The sequence below is a fragment of the Vibrio sp. 10N.222.52.B7 genome (assembly GCF_041474275.1).
Classification (GTDB): domain Bacteria; phylum Pseudomonadota; class Gammaproteobacteria; order Enterobacterales; family Vibrionaceae; genus Vibrio; species Vibrio crassostreae_C.
This window is the reverse complement of record NZ_JBFRTU010000006.1, coordinates 209220-225235: the sequence shown is the minus strand read 5'-3', so window position 1 is coordinate 225235 and position 16016 is coordinate 209220. Positions and strand designations below refer to the sequence as shown.

At 44.1% G+C, this 16016-nt stretch carries 16 protein-coding genes; 9 read left to right on the top strand and 7 right to left on the bottom strand.

All coding sequences use genetic code 11. From position 1 onward, the window contains the following. Positions 1–34: 34 nt before the first annotated feature. Positions 35–691 carry an NAD(P)H-dependent oxidoreductase gene (locus AB4512_RS03465; protein ID WP_104216093.1) on the bottom strand — a complete coding sequence of 219 codons (657 nt, stop codon included), beginning with the start codon at positions 689–691 and terminating at the stop codon, positions 35–37. Positions 692–982: 291 nt separating this feature from the next. Next, the gene (locus tag AB4512_RS03460) at positions 983–1849 is read right to left on the bottom strand and encodes a hypothetical protein (protein ID WP_017061512.1); all 867 of its coding nucleotides are present in this window, start codon (positions 1847–1849) and stop codon (positions 983–985) included. Positions 1850–2419: 570 nt separating this feature from the next. On the opposite strand from AB4512_RS03460, the gene AB4512_RS03455 reads away from it, so the two are divergent. The 3 genes from AB4512_RS03455 to AB4512_RS03445 all read left to right on the top strand — a co-directional run bounded on the left by AB4512_RS03455 (position 2420) and on the right by AB4512_RS03445 (position 6225). Continuing rightward, complete coding sequence (locus AB4512_RS03455) at positions 2420–4306, top strand: PTS mannitol transporter subunit IICBA (RefSeq protein ID WP_372174429.1); 1887 nt, start codon at positions 2420–2422, stop codon at positions 4304–4306. Between the two features lie 183 nt (positions 4307–4489). Then, positions 4490–5638 carry a mannitol-1-phosphate 5-dehydrogenase gene (locus tag AB4512_RS03450; protein ID WP_009846102.1) on the top strand — a complete coding sequence of 383 codons (1149 nt, stop codon included), beginning with the start codon at positions 4490–4492 and terminating at the stop codon, positions 5636–5638. A gap of 50 nt (positions 5639–5688) precedes the next feature. After that, positions 5689–6225: an MltR family transcriptional regulator gene (locus tag AB4512_RS03445; protein WP_198592367.1), complete on the top strand. Its 537-nt coding sequence runs from the start codon at positions 5689–5691 to the stop codon at positions 6223–6225. Between the two features lie 261 nt (positions 6226–6486). On the opposite strand, the gene nagB is transcribed toward AB4512_RS03445, so the two are convergent. Next, the gene (gene nagB / locus AB4512_RS03440; protein WP_017061516.1) at positions 6487–7287 is read right to left on the bottom strand and encodes a glucosamine-6-phosphate deaminase; all 801 of its coding nucleotides are present in this window, start codon (positions 7285–7287) and stop codon (positions 6487–6489) included. A 606-nt stretch (positions 7288–7893) separates the two neighbouring features. Then, a complete protein-coding gene (locus tag AB4512_RS03435; protein ID WP_017061517.1) occupies positions 7894–8247 on the bottom strand; it encodes a DUF413 domain-containing protein in 354 nt (117 codons plus the stop codon). A gap of 154 nt (positions 8248–8401) precedes the next feature. Here AB4512_RS03435 and AB4512_RS03430 point away from each other — a divergent pair, with 154 nt between their 5' ends. Further along, on the top strand, positions 8402–9292 hold the full coding sequence (locus AB4512_RS03430; protein ID WP_017061518.1) for a LysR family transcriptional regulator: 891 nt from the start codon (positions 8402–8404) through the stop codon (positions 9290–9292). A gap of 183 nt (positions 9293–9475) precedes the next feature. Here AB4512_RS03430 and AB4512_RS03425 read toward each other — a convergent pair whose 3' ends face one another. Beyond that, complete coding sequence (locus tag AB4512_RS03425; protein WP_017072361.1) at positions 9476–9679, bottom strand: hypothetical protein; 204 nt, start codon at positions 9677–9679, stop codon at positions 9476–9478. Positions 9680–9915: 236 nt separating this feature from the next. On the opposite strand from AB4512_RS03425, the gene AB4512_RS03420 reads away from it, so the two are divergent. The 3 genes from AB4512_RS03420 (at position 9916) to AB4512_RS03410 (ending at position 12358) form a co-directional block, all read left to right on the top strand. Continuing rightward, positions 9916–11292 carry an AlkA N-terminal domain-containing protein gene (locus AB4512_RS03420; protein WP_017061520.1) on the top strand — a complete coding sequence of 459 codons (1377 nt, stop codon included), beginning with the start codon at positions 9916–9918 and terminating at the stop codon, positions 11290–11292. A gap of 25 nt (positions 11293–11317) precedes the next feature. Beyond that, on the top strand, positions 11318–11800 hold the full coding sequence (locus AB4512_RS03415; protein ID WP_017061521.1) for a methylated-DNA--[protein]-cysteine S-methyltransferase: 483 nt from the start codon (positions 11318–11320) through the stop codon (positions 11798–11800). Between the two features lie 171 nt (positions 11801–11971). Beyond that, positions 11972–12358 carry a hypothetical protein gene (locus AB4512_RS03410; protein ID WP_017061522.1) on the top strand — a complete coding sequence of 129 codons (387 nt, stop codon included), beginning with the start codon at positions 11972–11974 and terminating at the stop codon, positions 12356–12358. Between the two features lie 14 nt (positions 12359–12372). Here AB4512_RS03410 and nhaD read toward each other — a convergent pair whose 3' ends face one another. Together nhaD and AB4512_RS03400 are read right to left on the bottom strand one after the other, a co-directional pair. Continuing rightward, positions 12373–13812, bottom strand: coding sequence for a sodium:proton antiporter NhaD (nhaD, locus tag AB4512_RS03405; protein ID WP_017061523.1), 1440 nt, complete (start codon positions 13810–13812; stop codon positions 12373–12375). A 282-nt stretch (positions 13813–14094) separates the two neighbouring features. After that, a complete protein-coding gene (locus AB4512_RS03400) occupies positions 14095–14271 on the bottom strand; it encodes a hypothetical protein (protein WP_017061524.1) in 177 nt (58 codons plus the stop codon). Between the two features lie 525 nt (positions 14272–14796). Here AB4512_RS03400 and AB4512_RS03395 point away from each other — a divergent pair. Both AB4512_RS03395 and AB4512_RS03390 read left to right on the top strand, forming a co-directional pair. Next, positions 14797–15540: a nucleoside recognition domain-containing protein gene (locus AB4512_RS03395; RefSeq protein ID WP_372139296.1), complete on the top strand. Its 744-nt coding sequence runs from the start codon at positions 14797–14799 to the stop codon at positions 15538–15540. Beyond that, complete coding sequence (locus AB4512_RS03390) at positions 15540–16007, top strand: YjiG family protein (protein ID WP_102393339.1); 468 nt, start codon at positions 15540–15542, stop codon at positions 16005–16007. The genes AB4512_RS03395 and AB4512_RS03390 overlap by 1 nt, the downstream gene beginning before the upstream one ends. Positions 16008–16016 lie beyond the last annotated feature (9 nt).

Here is a 16016-nt window from a genome sequence, read left to right as displayed (position 1 = left end):
CGAACAAAATTTAACCACGAAAGGTCAACACGCCCTAAAGTGTTGTAATGACTTCATCAAGAGCTAGGCGCGCTTTTGGTTTGCCGTAGTTGTAGTCTTCGCCGTCTTTGTGGTAGCCGATAGCTAGAGCTACATCAACAACGTGACCTTCTAGTTCGTCAGCAAACTCTTCGCTGATCATAGCTGCATCTACACCTTCCATAGGTGTTGAAGCGATACCTAGACGAGCTAGTGTGTGCAGTGTGTTACCTAGTGCGATGTAAACTTGAGACTTAGTCCAGTTACCGTTGAAACCTGTTTCGTCTGTGTTCATTTCTGCGAATGCGTAAGCACCTAAGAATTGCTCGTACATTTCAGCTGGTAAGTGACCAGAGCTTACTTCTGTATCAGCACGCTTCGCGAATTTCTCTTTAGTGTACTTAGGATCGTGAGCAAACAGGATCGTGTGTGACGCTTCTTTCGCATGTGGTTGGTTAAACTGGAACATGTTTTCGAAAGTATTGTGGAAGCGTTGTTTTGCTGCGTCACTCTCAATGATGATGAATTTCCAAGGCTGAGAGTTGATAGAAGAAGCTGACAAGCGAAGTGCTTCTTTGATTACTTCCATGTCTTCCGCAGAGATGCGTTTTTCTGCATCGTATTTTTTAGCTGTGTAACGAGTGTTTAGATCAGTAATGATTGGATGAGTCATGTTGAATCCTAATATCTATCAATAATAAATGTTGTAGGGTTTTATGTTCAGTTACGTCAACAATAAACGGATAACCAATTTAAACGAATCTCAATAGATTGAACGTCTAAATAGTTATCGAACATGCCCCAATAAATCGAGTATCTGCGGTAGCTCAAGTCGATGGGTGTAAGATAATAGAAGAATGACTCGGGAAAAATAGCGAACATATCAAATCACTATGGTTAATAATGTCCATAATGATTCAATAAGTGTGATCTTAATGGAGGTGGAATCTCTAGATTCAGTAGCTTAGTACGCTTTGATACCATATTGGCGCAATAATGGCGGAAGTACGCTGTCTAGGTTGGGGATATCTTCTGGCGTGATTTCGATTAAACCAAAACCATGCTCTTCATAGATTTTTCTCGTAGCTTCACGTTTATTTTCGGCGATTGGCGCAGAATCAGTTCCCCAGAACTGGATGTATACTTTGCCACTTGGTAGATAAAAATCGCTGATCACTTCTTTTGATATCGGAAGCGGACGCTCGTACGCATGGACCACTCCTGCCATATAAAGCCAGTTATCAATGATCAGCTCTCCCTTTGATCGAACATAATGCCCGTCTAAGCTTCGGTGCTTCGCCTCAAATTTCTGACGAAAACTGGAGAATGACACATCGGTCGAGTGGCTTTCAGCATCATGCCCTAGGAATTCAACAACAGACTGCTTTAAACGTTTATTGCGAACCAATGAGTCGTGCCATACCACGAATAAGTTTTGAGTCGCTTTGTCTTCTCTTTGTTCACCTCCGGCTTTTAAGCCTGTAGAGGTGACATGCCAACCGTCTTCTTCTTTTGTTATCCAACCAAGCTCGTTGAGCAGTAAGTTGATTTTCTTTGCGCTGAGTTGAAAGGCACTGCCAAGCTGGGTGGCGGTGAGTGTTTTTCCTGAGAATGAGTCCAAATCGATAAGCAGTTTCTCTGGCCAGACAATAAAGACACCAAACTTCTTGTGTTCGACATATTCCCCACCAAAGCTTTCTCCCCGTTCTGTGAGAATCCAACGCTCTTGTGAGCGCACGATATAACCTGCTGTTTTTAGATCGCTAAATAAAGTTTTAGCTTCTATGCCTTTTTGTTTAGCGAGTGCGGATGTGGAAATTTTGTCTGACATAGTCTTTTCTCAAATAGCAGAGTGATCCGCTGATGGGTTTTGGTGAGATACATGATGTGATAGCACAGGCGAGTACCATATCACATCTACTAATGCCAACTGCTGCTCACTGGTCTATGTTTTTAGTAGAAAGTCATGTCTGATTTTGATTTTGTGGGAAATGTGGTTCTTTCTGTAATTAAATTACATGATTAGCGATTCTGCTCATCTGGGTGCATATTTTCTATACGTGACACGATGTTCTTTTATACGGTTTATATAGATCTTAGATGCTATATTTTATTAAGTGTGATTTTGATCACTATTTATTTTTAAGTATTACAAGATAAAGTGTGATCTAGATCTTGCGTTAATGATATTTATTCTCATTAATTTGGCTTTGTAATTTTAATTCATGGTATTTTTGTGATCTAAAGTGCTCTTGTTAACCCTAAAGTGTTTTTCGTGTGTGATGGTTGTCACGAAAGTTGGGCTAAGGTGCATTTTAGAAATGTTGTGATACATTTTAATCGACTTTTGAGTACACACTTTCGGTCATTTGACCAACCAATACATTACGGGGTTCTACCTATGTTATCACCAGAAGCAAAGATTAAGGTTCAAAACTTTGGTCGTTTCTTATCCAATATGGTAATGCCAAACATCGGCGCATTTATTGCGTGGGGTTTCATTACTGCACTATTCATCCCAACCGGTTGGTGGCCTAACGAAACGTTAGCATCAATGGTTGGCCCTATGATTACATACCTATTGCCACTATTGATTGGTTACACCGGTGGTAAAATGGTTGGTGGTGACCGCGGTGCGGTAGTAGGTGCCATCACGACAATGGGTGTTATCGTTGGTACTGATATCCCAATGTTCATGGGTGCAATGATTGTGGGTCCACTAGGTGGTATCGCAATTAAAAAATTCGATGAAGCTGTTCACGGTAAAGTGAAGAGTGGTTTCGAAATGCTAGTGAATAACTTCTCTGCGGGTATCATCGGCATGATCTGTGCGATCATCGCGTTCATCGTGATTGGTCCTGCGGTTAAGATTCTATCTGGCGGACTTGCTGCTGGCGTAAACGCAATGGTAGAAGCAGGTGCATTACCTCTAGCATCTATTTTTGTTGAACCTGCGAAAATTCTATTCCTAAATAACGCAATCAACCACGGTATCTTCTCTCCACTAGGTATCCAGCAATCTGAAGAGATTGGTCGTTCAATCTTCTTCTTAATCGAAGCAAACCCAGGTCCTGGTTTTGGTCTTCTACTTGCTTACATGGTGTTTGGTAAAGGTAGCGCGAAGCAATCTGCTGCTGGTGCATCTATCATCCACTTCCTAGGTGGTATCCACGAAATTTACTTCCCTTACGTTCTAATGAACCCACGTCTAATTCTTGCGGTAATCGCAGGTGGTATGGCGGGTGTATTCACTAACGTAATGTTCGATTCTGGCCTTATCTCTCCAGCATCTCCAGGTTCTATCTTCGCAGTCTTACTGATGACGCCAAAAGGCTCTTACATCGGCGTGATTCTATCTGTTATCGCAGCAACGGCAGTATCGTTTGTTGTAGCGTCAATCCTTCTTAAAACATCAGCGCAAGATGATGAGGAAGATTCACTAGAGAAAGCTTCTGCACAAATGAAAGACATGAAAGCGTCTTCTAAAGGTGCAGCAGCAGAAGCAAACGTAAACCTAGCGGATGTAAAAGCAGTTTATGTAGCGTGTGATGCGGGTATGGGTTCAAGTGCAATGGGTGCAGGTCTACTACGTAAGAAAGTAGCAACAGCTGGCCTAGACATTGAAGTAACCAACTACGCAATCAACAACCTACCGGCTGATTCGCAAATCGTTATTACGCATAAAGACCTAACAGACCGTGCTCGTAGCACTGTGCCAGGTGCGATGCATATGTCTCTAAGCAACTTCCTAGACGGCGGCGTATACGACCAACTAGTTGCTGAGCTTGTCGATGCTCAAAGTGGTGAAGCGAAAGTAGAAGCTCCGGCAGCAGCTCCAGCGCAAGAAAGCAACAAGCTTGCACTCACTGACGACAGCATCTTCCTTGGCCTTAAAGCGACTCAAAAAGAAGACGCAATTAAGTTTGCTGGCGAACAATTAGTAAAACTTGGCAACGTATCACCAGAATATGTAGATGGCATGTTTGCTCGTGAAGAGCTTGTGTCTACTTACCTAGGTGAGTCTATCGCAGTACCACACGGCACAATCGAAGCGAAACAGTACGTACAAAAAACCGGCATCGTTTTCTGTCAGTACCCTGAAGGTATTCAGTGGGGCGAAGATGAAGACGATATCGCGAAGATGGTTATCGGTATTGCCGCACAAGGCGATGAGCACAACATGGTGCTGATGGCTATTACCAATTCACTCGATGATGAAGAAGCTGTGGAATGCCTACAGAACACAACAAACCCTGCTGATGTTCTACGTATTCTCAACGGAAACTAAAAAGCTCTAGTCAAGCTCCTGAGTGAAGGAGGCCGGTATCCCCCTACTGGCCTCATTTTCGGTCTTAATCTTTCTAACAAGATTCAGTCTGAATAGCTTACTGCTTAATGCCGAGGGCACATCGTCAAGGCATGTTGTTGAGCAGTTAGCTATCTAGATTCAAATATTTATAAGGTCAAAATTATGAAAGCGTTACATTTTGGTGCAGGTAATATCGGTCGTGGTTTCATTGGTAAGCTTCTTTCTGATGCTGGTATGAAGGTTACGTTTGCTGACGTAAATGAAACGGTTGTAAATGCGTTAATTGAACGCCAAGAATACCCAGTTAAGATTGTTGGCGAAGAGTGTGTTGTCGAAGTTGTTAAGAACGTGACAGCAGTAAACTCAGCAACAAGCGCAGTAGTAGATTGCATTGCTGAGTCTGATCTTGTGACGACTGCAGTGGGCCCTACGGTTCTTAAAATCATCTCTAAGTCTATCGCTCAAGGCATTGAAAAGCGTGCAGCAGCAAACAACACTGCACCAATGAACATCATCGCGGCAGAGAACATGGTTCGCGGTACTAGCCAATTAAAAGCAGCCGTGTTAGAGCACCTTTCTGATGAAATGAAAGCGTTCACTGAAGAGCACATTGGCTTTGTTGATTCTGCGGTTGACCGTATTGTTCCACCGGCAGAAGCGGGCGAAACAGATCCTCTAGCGGTAACGGTTGAAACGTTCAGCGAGTGGATCGTAGATCAAACACAATTCAAAGGTGAGATTCCAAACATCCCAGGAATGGAATGCACTGATAACCTAATGGCTTTCGTTGAGCGTAAACTGTTCACGCTAAACACAGGTCACTTGGTAACGGCATACCTTGGTGTGCTTGCAGGTCATGAGACTATTAAAGACTCTATCGAAGATGACGTAATCCGCGCTGAAGTAACAGCGACGATGGAAGAGAGTGGTGCGGTTCTGATTAAGCGTTACGGCTTTGATCCAGAAGCACACGCTGCCTACATCCAAAAGATTCTAGGTCGTTTTGCTAACCCGTTCCTACGTGATGAAGTAGACCGCGTTGGTCGTCAGCCAATTCGTAAACTGAGCCCGCAAGACCGCCTAGTTAAGCCTCTAAACGGTACATTAGAGTACGGCCTACCGAATGCTCACCTAGTAAAAGCAATCGCTGCTGCGTTCCATTACAAGAACGAAGACGACCCACAAGCGGTTGAACTTCAAGCAATGTTCGCAGAAAAAGGCTTTGCTGAGACATTAGCGCATTATTCTGAGCTGAATAGTGACTCAGAAGTTGTTAAACTAGCGGAAGAAGCTTATCTAGCATTGAAATGATTAACCATCAAAGTGCCACACCAGTGGCACTTTCTTATTGTCGAGCCGTTATGCCAATACAAACAAGCCATGAAACTGAATTACTCGAAGCCCTTTCGGAAGCTGAGAGTGCTAGCGCTTGCCTAATGGCTGCTTATGATGCATTGGACGACACGGTAGATGCCGTATTAAAAAACATCTTTAAGAAAGACGACACTGCAATTAAGTTCGTTGTCGAGCCACTTCTCAACAGTGGTGGGCCGTTAGGCGAGATCATGATTCGTGCTAAGTTGCTACTCGGGCTTGGCGTGATCAGTAAAGAACTCTACGACGATCTTGAGGTTTTCGTTACCTTGAAAGAGTGGGCGAAAATACAGGGTGAAGACACCAGCTTCACAGAAGTTGATGTGATATTTGAGCTCAACAAGGTGCACGCGATTCAGCGTATTATGCCTATCGAATATGACGCGGAGATGGTGGAAACGATGTCTGGCCCAATGCTTGAAATGTTCTTGGGGCGACATAATCAAAAGGTGAAGTCGACGATCGTATTAGCTATCACTGACATTATCACTACCCTATGCCGAGATAACGCGCTGAGCTCTTAGCTCTAGTTTGCAGCTCTGCTTATCTTGTTTCACATCCTACATAACTTGTAGCTGTTCGTTCGTTTCAATACAAAGATTAAAATGATGGCGGTTTCTCTCGTTGGAGAAATCGCTTTGTTGTTTTTGTGCTTCTAAAAAATATCCGAAATATCTTCCCATTAAATACAAAAGCAGCAGGCACAAAAAAAGCCACATTCAGTGGCTTTTTCTATTCAAGACGCTCTCTTTATAAAAACGCCCTGCTATGCAAGACTATAGGAATTATAGGTCTTGGATGTTCTCAGCTTCTAGCTCTTGGAAGTAGCGTAGAGTCTTAACTTTTAGCTCTTGTTGAGCTGGCTCATCAGCAACGATGATAGCTTTACGGTGCATCTGTAGAGCTGTAACAGTCCACATGTGGTTTACAGAACCTTCGATAGCCATTTGAAGCGCTTGAGCTTTGTTGTGGCCTAGAGAAAGGATCATCACTTCTTCTGCATCTAGAAGAGTCGCAACACCGATAGTTAGTGCGTATTTAGGAACTTGGTTGATGTCGCCATCGAAGAAACGAGAGTTCGCGATACGAGTGTCTTCAGTCAACGTTTTGATACGAGTGCGTGAAGATAGAGAAGAACCTGGTTCGTTGAATGCGATGTGACCGTCGATGCCTACGCCGCCCATGAACAGGTTGATTTTGCCGTATGAACGGATTTTCTCTTCGTATGCTGCACAGTGAGCATTGATATCTTCAGCTTTGCCGTCTAGCAGGTTGATGTTTTCTGCTTGGATATCAACGTGGTTGAAGAAGTTCTCGTGCATGAATGTGCGGTAAGACTCTGGGTGGTTAGGGTCGATGCCAACGTACTCATCCATGTTGAATGTTACAACGTGCTTGAAGCTAACTTCGCCAGCTTTGTAAAGTTCAATTAGCTCAGCGTAAGTAGTTAGAGGTGTGCTACCAGTAGGAAGACCTAGTACAAATGGACGCTCAGCCGTTGGAGCGAACTTGTTGATTGAATCTGCGATATGACGAGCAGCCCATTTACCTACTTTAGCTTTGTTGCTTAATGGAATAAGTCTCATTGATTTTGCCCCTAGAAATAAAATTTTATAGTGTTCTGAAACATTAATTCGCATTATAAAATAAGTTATCCAGTTCCGCTATTGTTTTAGGTCAAGTTTTTGCTTTTTTCGTCGTAACTGTGACTGGAACTCTCAAAATTGCACAATTATTGTATGGATATTTGGTGGCGTTAAACAAGATTAATACGTTTGTCATATACAGCAATGTTGATCTAATTCAGCACCTGAAAGGGTTGGTGTGTTTCTATGCCTTGATACGATTATTGCAATAATGGCATCGCTCGAACCATTGACGAATTTTGGTGCATTAACGTGTTTCGAGTATAAACAAGCGTTGAGCGTATAGTTGAAACTAGAAAAATAATGATGGCAATGGAGCGCTATCGTGATAAAAGACAGGGGCAGGATGAAGAACGATGAATCTCAGTGGGATGAATACCCATAAGATTGAACGAGAGCTGTGTTTTAGTCACGCTATCGCTATGAATTGTATATAAATATTGGTAAAAATGGATAGGTTGGCTAAACTTACCAATTACAAAGAAGATGTGTGTTTGAAGGCAAAAAAAAGCCCAAAGTGATGAGGTATCACTTTGAGCGATTTTACTAATCTTCTAACACTAACTCACTTTCGTATTCTTCCCTAGATACGTCGCCGCGTTTGCAGCCGTTTAGGGTGTGAAAGCGACGGCGTCCACGAGCCAGTTGAATGTACTTCAACCAAACACGCTCTAACTTGGACTTTGCCTTATGAGGGTGAGACAACACTTTAATGAAGTGTTTTTCTTCTGCATTGATTGGTGCTAGTTCACCAGTTTCAAGTGCAAGCATAGTGTCACCAAACAAGGTTAGGATTTCCTCTTCTGAAAGAGTAAAATCACCCGACTTAGCGAACCCTCTCGGGAATTTAATGGTGTCATAAAAACGTTTTTTTCCGTGTCGGAATTCGGTCTCAGACATATCAGCCTCAGTAATGTGGTTAGATAGAAATTAGTGTTTATTGCTCACGCGAAAATATTGTTAAAAGGCTAAAATAGGAAACAAAATGTTTTTGCCTTTACGATAAACAATCCTAGATCGGCTAGTTAGCAGATTTATTACAGAGATGTATTTGATGGATGTGAAAGTATTTAGAACCTTTCTTGAGGTTGCAAGGGTGCGCCATTTTGGGCGTGCAGCTGAAAACTTGTATTTAACACAAGCGGCGGTGAGTGCGCGGATCAAACAGCTTGAAGGCTATTTTGATACTCAGCTCTTCATTCGTGACCGCAATAACATCAAACTCACATCTTCCGGTGAACGTTTGATTGGTTATGCCGAAGTGATGGTGTCCACCCTACAACAAGCCAAATTTGAGCTGTCGTTAGAGAGTGGTAAAGCCTTGCAGTTAACGCTGGGCGGCACGCCGAATATTTGGGATGCGTATCTGCAAAACTGTTTAAGTGTGGTAACCGACTCTTTTGGTGGTTACGGCTTTATGGCAGAGGTGATGGGGCGCGAGCAACTGAACCGTAATTTGTTAGAACGAACCTTAGATATGGCTTTCGCGTTCGATCAGATCAAAGCAGAAGAGCTGAACTGTAAAAAAGTCGCTGACTTGGTTTTGGTGTTGGTATCAACGCAGCAAGATGATCTGGAATCTGTATTTCAACATAAGTATGTTTATGTGGATTGGGGAACGCGCTTTGGTTCTGAACACGCAGAACGTCACCCTAAAGTGCCAGCACCGTACCTACGTACCTCTACAGCCCGTATCGCCCTCGATTTCATTTTAGAGAAAGGCGGCAGTGCGTATCTTCCGGTGTCTCTAGTCGAACCTTTTATCGATTCGGGTCAGCTGCACAAGGTGAAAGGGGTTGAAGACTGGTATCTCCCAATTTATCTGAGCTACCGTAAAAGCAGTACCTCGGTTGATGCGATCATGCAGGTTGAGAAGTTGGTTAATGAGATTGACCCATCGACGGCTTACACATTGCAGCAAGCCGCTGAACAAGCACCTGAGTAACGGCATTTGCGGTAAGCAGTGGCTTTGCTGATTAGATTCAATAAAAAATGGCTCCCAACTAATTGTATAGTTGGGAGCCATTTTTGTTTTAAACCAGAAATGTACTTCTTTTCGGAACTAGAGATCGTTTCTAATTCCATAAATATCGTTTAAGCCTGGTATGTGTAGCCTTTATTAAAAGCCCTATAGGTTCATTAGATTCTCAATAGACTCTTCAAGAGAGCGTGACATGTACGAATGGATTTGATTGCCATCCGTTGCGTCAATCTCGATCATAGAAATCCCGTTGTCCGCTTTGTCTTCAAGAAAGCTTAGAGACTGCTCGACTGATTGACTGGTGAGAACCTGTTGATTTGATAAAACAATACGACATGTGTGTAGAACCATAGCCTTTTCCTTTTTATATTCGATAGGTCTCTGCATCTTGGCGTGCTAAGTACCGATCGTTGACGTTGTGAGAAGAATGCCCTCTCTAGGTTAAATTTAGTCGAATTGAATAAAATTAAAACCCTTTTTTGTGATTTATCTGACCTTCGCTTCCGAAAGTGGCTAGCGACAATGGTGGTTCACGGTAAACTTTTAGGTATCGGATCAAACGCTATGGTAAGTGGGAAGAGTACGGCATGTCGAAAAAGATCAATCACAACAGCAGCTTAACCAGTGAGCAGTGCCATTTGGCTCGATATGCACGAGATGCTCGCTTTGATGGGATGTTTTTTACAGCGGTGAAAACGACAGGAATTTTTTGTCGCCCGATTTGCCCAGCCACACCACCCAAAGAAGAAAACGTCGAATATTTTTCCCATCAAGCTCAAGCATTGAAAGCGGGATATCGTCCTTGTTTACGTTGTCGACCAGACAGCGCACCTTTTTCGCCGGCTTGGAAGGGCGTCGAAACCACTTTCTTACGTGCGATGCAGTTGATTGATAATGGCGCTCTGAATTCAGGATCTATCGTCGACCTTGCAACGCGGTTAGGTATTTCAGATCGTTATTTACGAACCTTATTCGACAATTACATCGGCGTGTCACCCAAGCAATATAGTCTGTACAGTCAATTGATGTTTGCCAAGCAGTTGCTGCACACCAGTAGCATGAGCATTACTGATGTCGGCTTTGCTAGTGGCTTCAATAGTACGCGCCGTTTTAATGATGCCTTTCAAAAAGAGCTGCAGCTTTCGCCAAGCCAAATTAGGCGAGCGAAGCCAAGTGACACTCAGAGTAATCATATTCAGCTTGGTTTTCATGGACCCTTAGATTGGAACCACTTGTTGAGGTTTTATCGACGAAGAATGATTGAGGGCTTAGAAGGCGTTGGCGAAGATTATTATAAGCGCACGGTAAATGTGAACGGGTCAAAGGGTTGGTTCAAGGCGACTTTAGCCAAAGATAACCGCTTGGATATTGAATTCGAGTTGGATGATATAAGCCAATTAAGAAGCTTGATTGCGAATATCCGCCGTATGTTTGATCTTGATGTCGATATTGCCAAGGTTGAGACGTTCTTTACGACTATCGATCCTAACTTGGTGGCTAAGAGTGGTATCCGTATTCCTGGCGTGTGGAGTGCTTGGGAGGCAGGCGTGAGAGCGATTCTAGGACAGCAAGTTTCGGTAACCGCGGCGATTGGTCAGCTTAACTTATTGGTCAAAGAGCTTTCTGATGAACATGAGAAAGCCAGCTTCCCAACACCAAAACAGATAGCGGACGCTGATGTTAGCTTCTTGAGAATGCCGGGAAGCCGCAAAGAGACCCTAAAGCGTTTTGCCGAATACATGGTCGACAATGAAGCTGAGCATCCTTCCAAATGGATTGAGCTAAAAGGGATTGGGCCTTGGACTATTCAATATGCACTGCTTCGCGGGTTAAGCGAACCTAATCATCTGTTGGTTGGTGACTTGGTGGTGAAGAAGTTTATTGAGCATCGCCCCGCCATCAACACGGAGAGTGTTTCGCCTTGGGGTAGTTACGCCACGTTCCACTGTTGGAATCAGTCTTAATCGGAATACTAAGCTAGGAGATATCATGGACAACCGTTTTACTTACTATGAGAGCCCATTGGGAACCGTGACGTTACAGGCGAACGATGAAGGCTTGCTCGGCCTTTGGTTCGAGACACATACCACCAAGCCGGAACCGTTGGGTGTTCAAGATGATAGCTTTCCGATCTTTGCATTGGCTATCGAGCAGCTTAATCGCTATTTCTCGGGCGAAGCTATTCAGTTTTCTGTGCCGATTGCAGCCAAGGGCACGCCATTTCAGCAGTCGGTTTGGCAGGCGCTGACGACCATTCCTTATGGAGAGACTTGGAGCTATGCACAACTGGCCGATGCGATAGGCAATCCGAAAGCCGTTCGTGCTGTGGGTTTGGCGAATGGCAAAAATCCGGTTTCAGTGATTGTGCCGTGTCACCGTGTGATTGGTAAAAACGGCAAACTGACGGGTTATGCAGGTGGCGTAGAACGTAAACAGCACTTATTGGTGATAGAGGGAAGAGAGCAAGACTAGCAAGCGATTTAGCCATGAGCCTGTCGAGATGCTGGCTGAATATCTCGTACTACTTAATGGTGAAGGCGAGTGGTTCTTAAAATATGACTTTGCATTAAAATCAACGCTTTCTGGGAAATATCGATTTGGTTGCATATTCTTTGACTATGTTCTCTAGGCAAGGATGCCCAAATGAATAGATTCCCCTTACTAATATCTGGCTGCAGCTCTGCATTATTGCTGACAGGTTGTTTAACTGATACCAGCCGACCTTTCGAGGTTCCACAGCTTGCTCTGTTCAAAGGTATGTATGAGAACGCAGATAATGACAGTTATCTACTTTTTGAATCCGGGCAAGTGACTTATCAAACAACGGATAATTCCGTGACTCGAACCTATCGTGTTGATGATGACTTGATCACCATTGAATTCAATTCTGGAAGCAGCCGAACTGACTCTAGACTAGTGATGCGCATTCAACAGAAGGGCGAGATGCTAACTTGCAACCAATGTCCAGCGATACAATTGAGTAACGTCTGGACACTTGTAGATAAGCCTGTGAAAGACAGTTCGAACTAGAAAAGATCTCCGAATTAGAAAAGATCGCCATTAAGCCATAGGTGTGCAGCGATACTGACGGCATAGCCAATCATGATCACTGGCATCCATTTCAAGTGGCCAAAGAAGGTGTATTTGCCATGCGCCGCGCCCATTAACGCCACACCTGCCGCACTACCAATAGATAACAAGCTGCCGCCAACGCCTGCGGTTAAGGTGATCAGTAGCCAGTTACCCATCGACATTTGAGGTTCCATCGATAACACGGCAAACATCACCGGAATGTTATCGACAATCGCAGATAAGATCCCCACCATGATGTTGGCCCAAATTGGATCCCATTGGCTATACATCACGCCAGAGGCAAGCTCCAAGTATCCCAGTAGACTCAAGCCACCTACACACATTACCACGCCGTAGAAGAACAGCAGAGTGTCCCATTCGGCATGGGACACTCTTCGAAATACATCAAAGGGCACGACTGAACCGAGTCGCTTCAATGCCCCCCCATCATTGTTGGCAATCGCCACCGCTTTTTTCTTCGCCAGTGAATTTGGTAAGGTCTTACGCAAGAAATAACCAAAGAACTGTAGATACGCCAGCCCCATCATCATGCCCATTACTGGAGGGAAGTGGAGTACGGCATGGAAAGCAACCGCAGTGCCGATGGTCATGATGAACAACAACACGATGCGTCTTGCACCGCGTTTTAATTCAACGTGCTGATGCACCGTGTCGGGTTGGGTTGTGGGAACAAAGTAAGACATGATCATTGCAGGGACGAGGTAATTCATCACTGAAGGAATAAATAAGGGAATGAATTCACTGAAGCTCACATAACCAGCCTGCCACACCATCAACGTTGTGATGTCACCGAATGGGCTGAACGCGCCGCCAGCGTTAGCGGCTATCACGATATTCACACAGGCTAGGTTAACGAATTTAGGGTTAGATCCTGCGACTTTCAGAACCACGGCGCACATCAATAGAGCTGTGGTGAGGTTGTCGGCGATCGGTGAGATAAAGAAGGCCAGAATACCGGTTAGCCAGAACAGAGAGCGGAAATTAAAGCCTTTGCCCACCATCCACGCTTGCAGCGCATCAAACAGTCTTCTCTCTTCCATGGCGCTGATGTAGGTCATGGCGACGAGTAGGAAAAGTAACAGCTCAGCGTATTCCAGTAAGTTGTGTTCGAGTGCTTGCTTAGCGACTTCAACAAGGTTGTGTTCTTGGTAGATAAAACCAATGATTATCCAGATCAGTCCTGCTGCAAGTAACACTGGCTTAGATTTTCGGAGCTTTAGGTACTCTTCCATCATCACCACGATGTAGGCGACAACGAAAATGGTCAGGGATAGGTAGCCAGCGAATGAGTTGGTGAGCTTGAGTGGTTCTCCCAACTGAGAAGTGGCAGCACCTGCTACCGAAGAAAAGAGTAACAAAGAGAGAACAGCAGAAAGCTGGATACCTAACATGGATTACGCTCCGAAGTTAATAAGTTATTAACACGGGTAAAAGAGTAGACCTAAATAACCATGTGCAGTGTGATAGATATCTTAATAATTCAATAGATTATAATGAAAGGAATAGACTGTGATGTGAACGAAATACGGTCTTACATACTCAAAATTACTGTCTTCCACACTTAAGTTAAAGACTAAAGACTAAAGACTAAAGACTAAAGACCAAAGACCAAAGACCAAAGAAAAAGCCCTACCGGACTCAGTGCCGATAGAGCTTATTCGAAATTGCCAACATTATGCAGCATTGAGATCAAACGTCAGTGTTTGTTCTGCTGCACATACTTCAACAGGCCAGCCATAGGATTGGTATTCAAGCGCAAGTTTGTCCGCTACTACGCGAGATACTGTTGCAGTGATCCACATGCCTTTGCCCATTACTTGATATTTAAGCGTTCTCATTTCCATAGTCATCACCGTTCTCCTTCTATATTGGCTGCGCGAAGTCTATAGCACCTCTGAGGGCTGAAATTTCGAATTAAGCTCAAATTCTTTATAAAATGGCTCACTGTTTGCGCTTGGCTCAAAACTCAATCAACTAAGGGAAAACGGTTGCGTTCTGGAAGCAAAATCACTTTTTAAGTCTCTGTATTATAATCGAATTAAAATTGACCAGAAAAACAATGTAAGAGATCTCTTACAGCATTATCAGAGATCGCACTAGGTAAAAACTTCTCACTAGAAGCCAGACTTGTGTGGCGATTGTGTGCGTTTTTGGTTGCGCTGTTGAAGCAAGATTTTTTAGTTTTGTATGTGAAATATTCTAATTTATTTAGCGTATGGTCCTGCTTTTAAATCCAAATCACAGTTTTATATGTTGCTGTGCTTCTTTTATTTAAACCGATACGCTATTTGATTTTGGTCATTAACCTTTCGCTCATTAGTTTGCACTATCTATACGTGTTCTGTTCCATATAAGCGAGATGTATAGAGGTCCTTGTGACTAATCCAACCAAAACCGATCGTAAAGTCACGATCGGCAGCTATATCGCACTCGCGTTCGCGATGGTGTTCTTTTCAGGCTTAATGCAGTCCAATGAATGGTATGGAGTGTTCGATTTTACAACGCTCAACGGTTCATTCGGTAAGGTCGCTTACGATGTGAGTGAAACGGCCGATGGTATTCAAGCGGCAACGACGTCACTGCGTGGTAAAGGCGGTAGTGGTGCTCGCGACGGTTTCATTTTTGCTTTGACACTTATTCCGACCGTGATGTTTGCACTGGGTATGATCAACGTACTTGAGCACTACGGTGCACTGGATGCGGCTCGTAAACTACTGACACCTCTGCTTCGCCCTCTGATGGGTATTCCGGGTAACTCAGGCTTGGCACTGATCGCTTCTTTGCAAAGTACCGATGCTGGCGCAGCGATGACACGTCAGCTGAAAGACGAAGGACATCTGACTAAGCGTGAAACCGATGTGTTCACCATGTTCCAGTTTACGGCGGGTGCGGCGATCGTTAACTTTTTCTCTTCAGGTGCGGTGCTGTTCACTCTAGCCGCGATGGACGGCTCTTTAGCGGTGACATCGTCAATTGGTTTGGCTGTCGCTGTGATGTTTATCTTTAAGTTTGTCGGCGCGAATCTGTTCCGTATTTACCTCAACATTACTGAAGGCAAAGAAGACAAACCAAAATCAGACAAAGAACAAAAACTGGAAGAGGAAGAGGAAGTAGCATAATGAGCGAAGTTAAAGCAAAGAAACCAATGGTTACTGATATTTTCGTTGAAGGTGCTAAGAAAGGCTGGGTTATTGCGACTACCTCTACGGTACCGAATGTTCTGATGGCGTTTGTGATCATCAAGGCATTGCAGATAACGGGTGCGCTGGATTTGATGGGCAGTGTATTTGCTCCAATTATGGCGGTATTTGGTTTACCTGGCGAAGCGGCAGCGGTATTGATCGGTGCGTGGATGTCGATGGGTGGCGCGGTGGGCGTGGTTATCACGCTGTTTGACCAAGGTATTCTGAACGGCAACCATATAGCTATCTTGGCGCCAGCTATCTACTTGATGGGCTCTCAGGTGCAATACATGGGCCGTATTATGGGACCAATTGGTACTGAAGGTCGCTACATCCCGGTGATGATCGCGATTTCGGTATTGAATGCGTTAGGTGCAATGTTCTTGATGAACATTATTTTGTAACGTGACTTT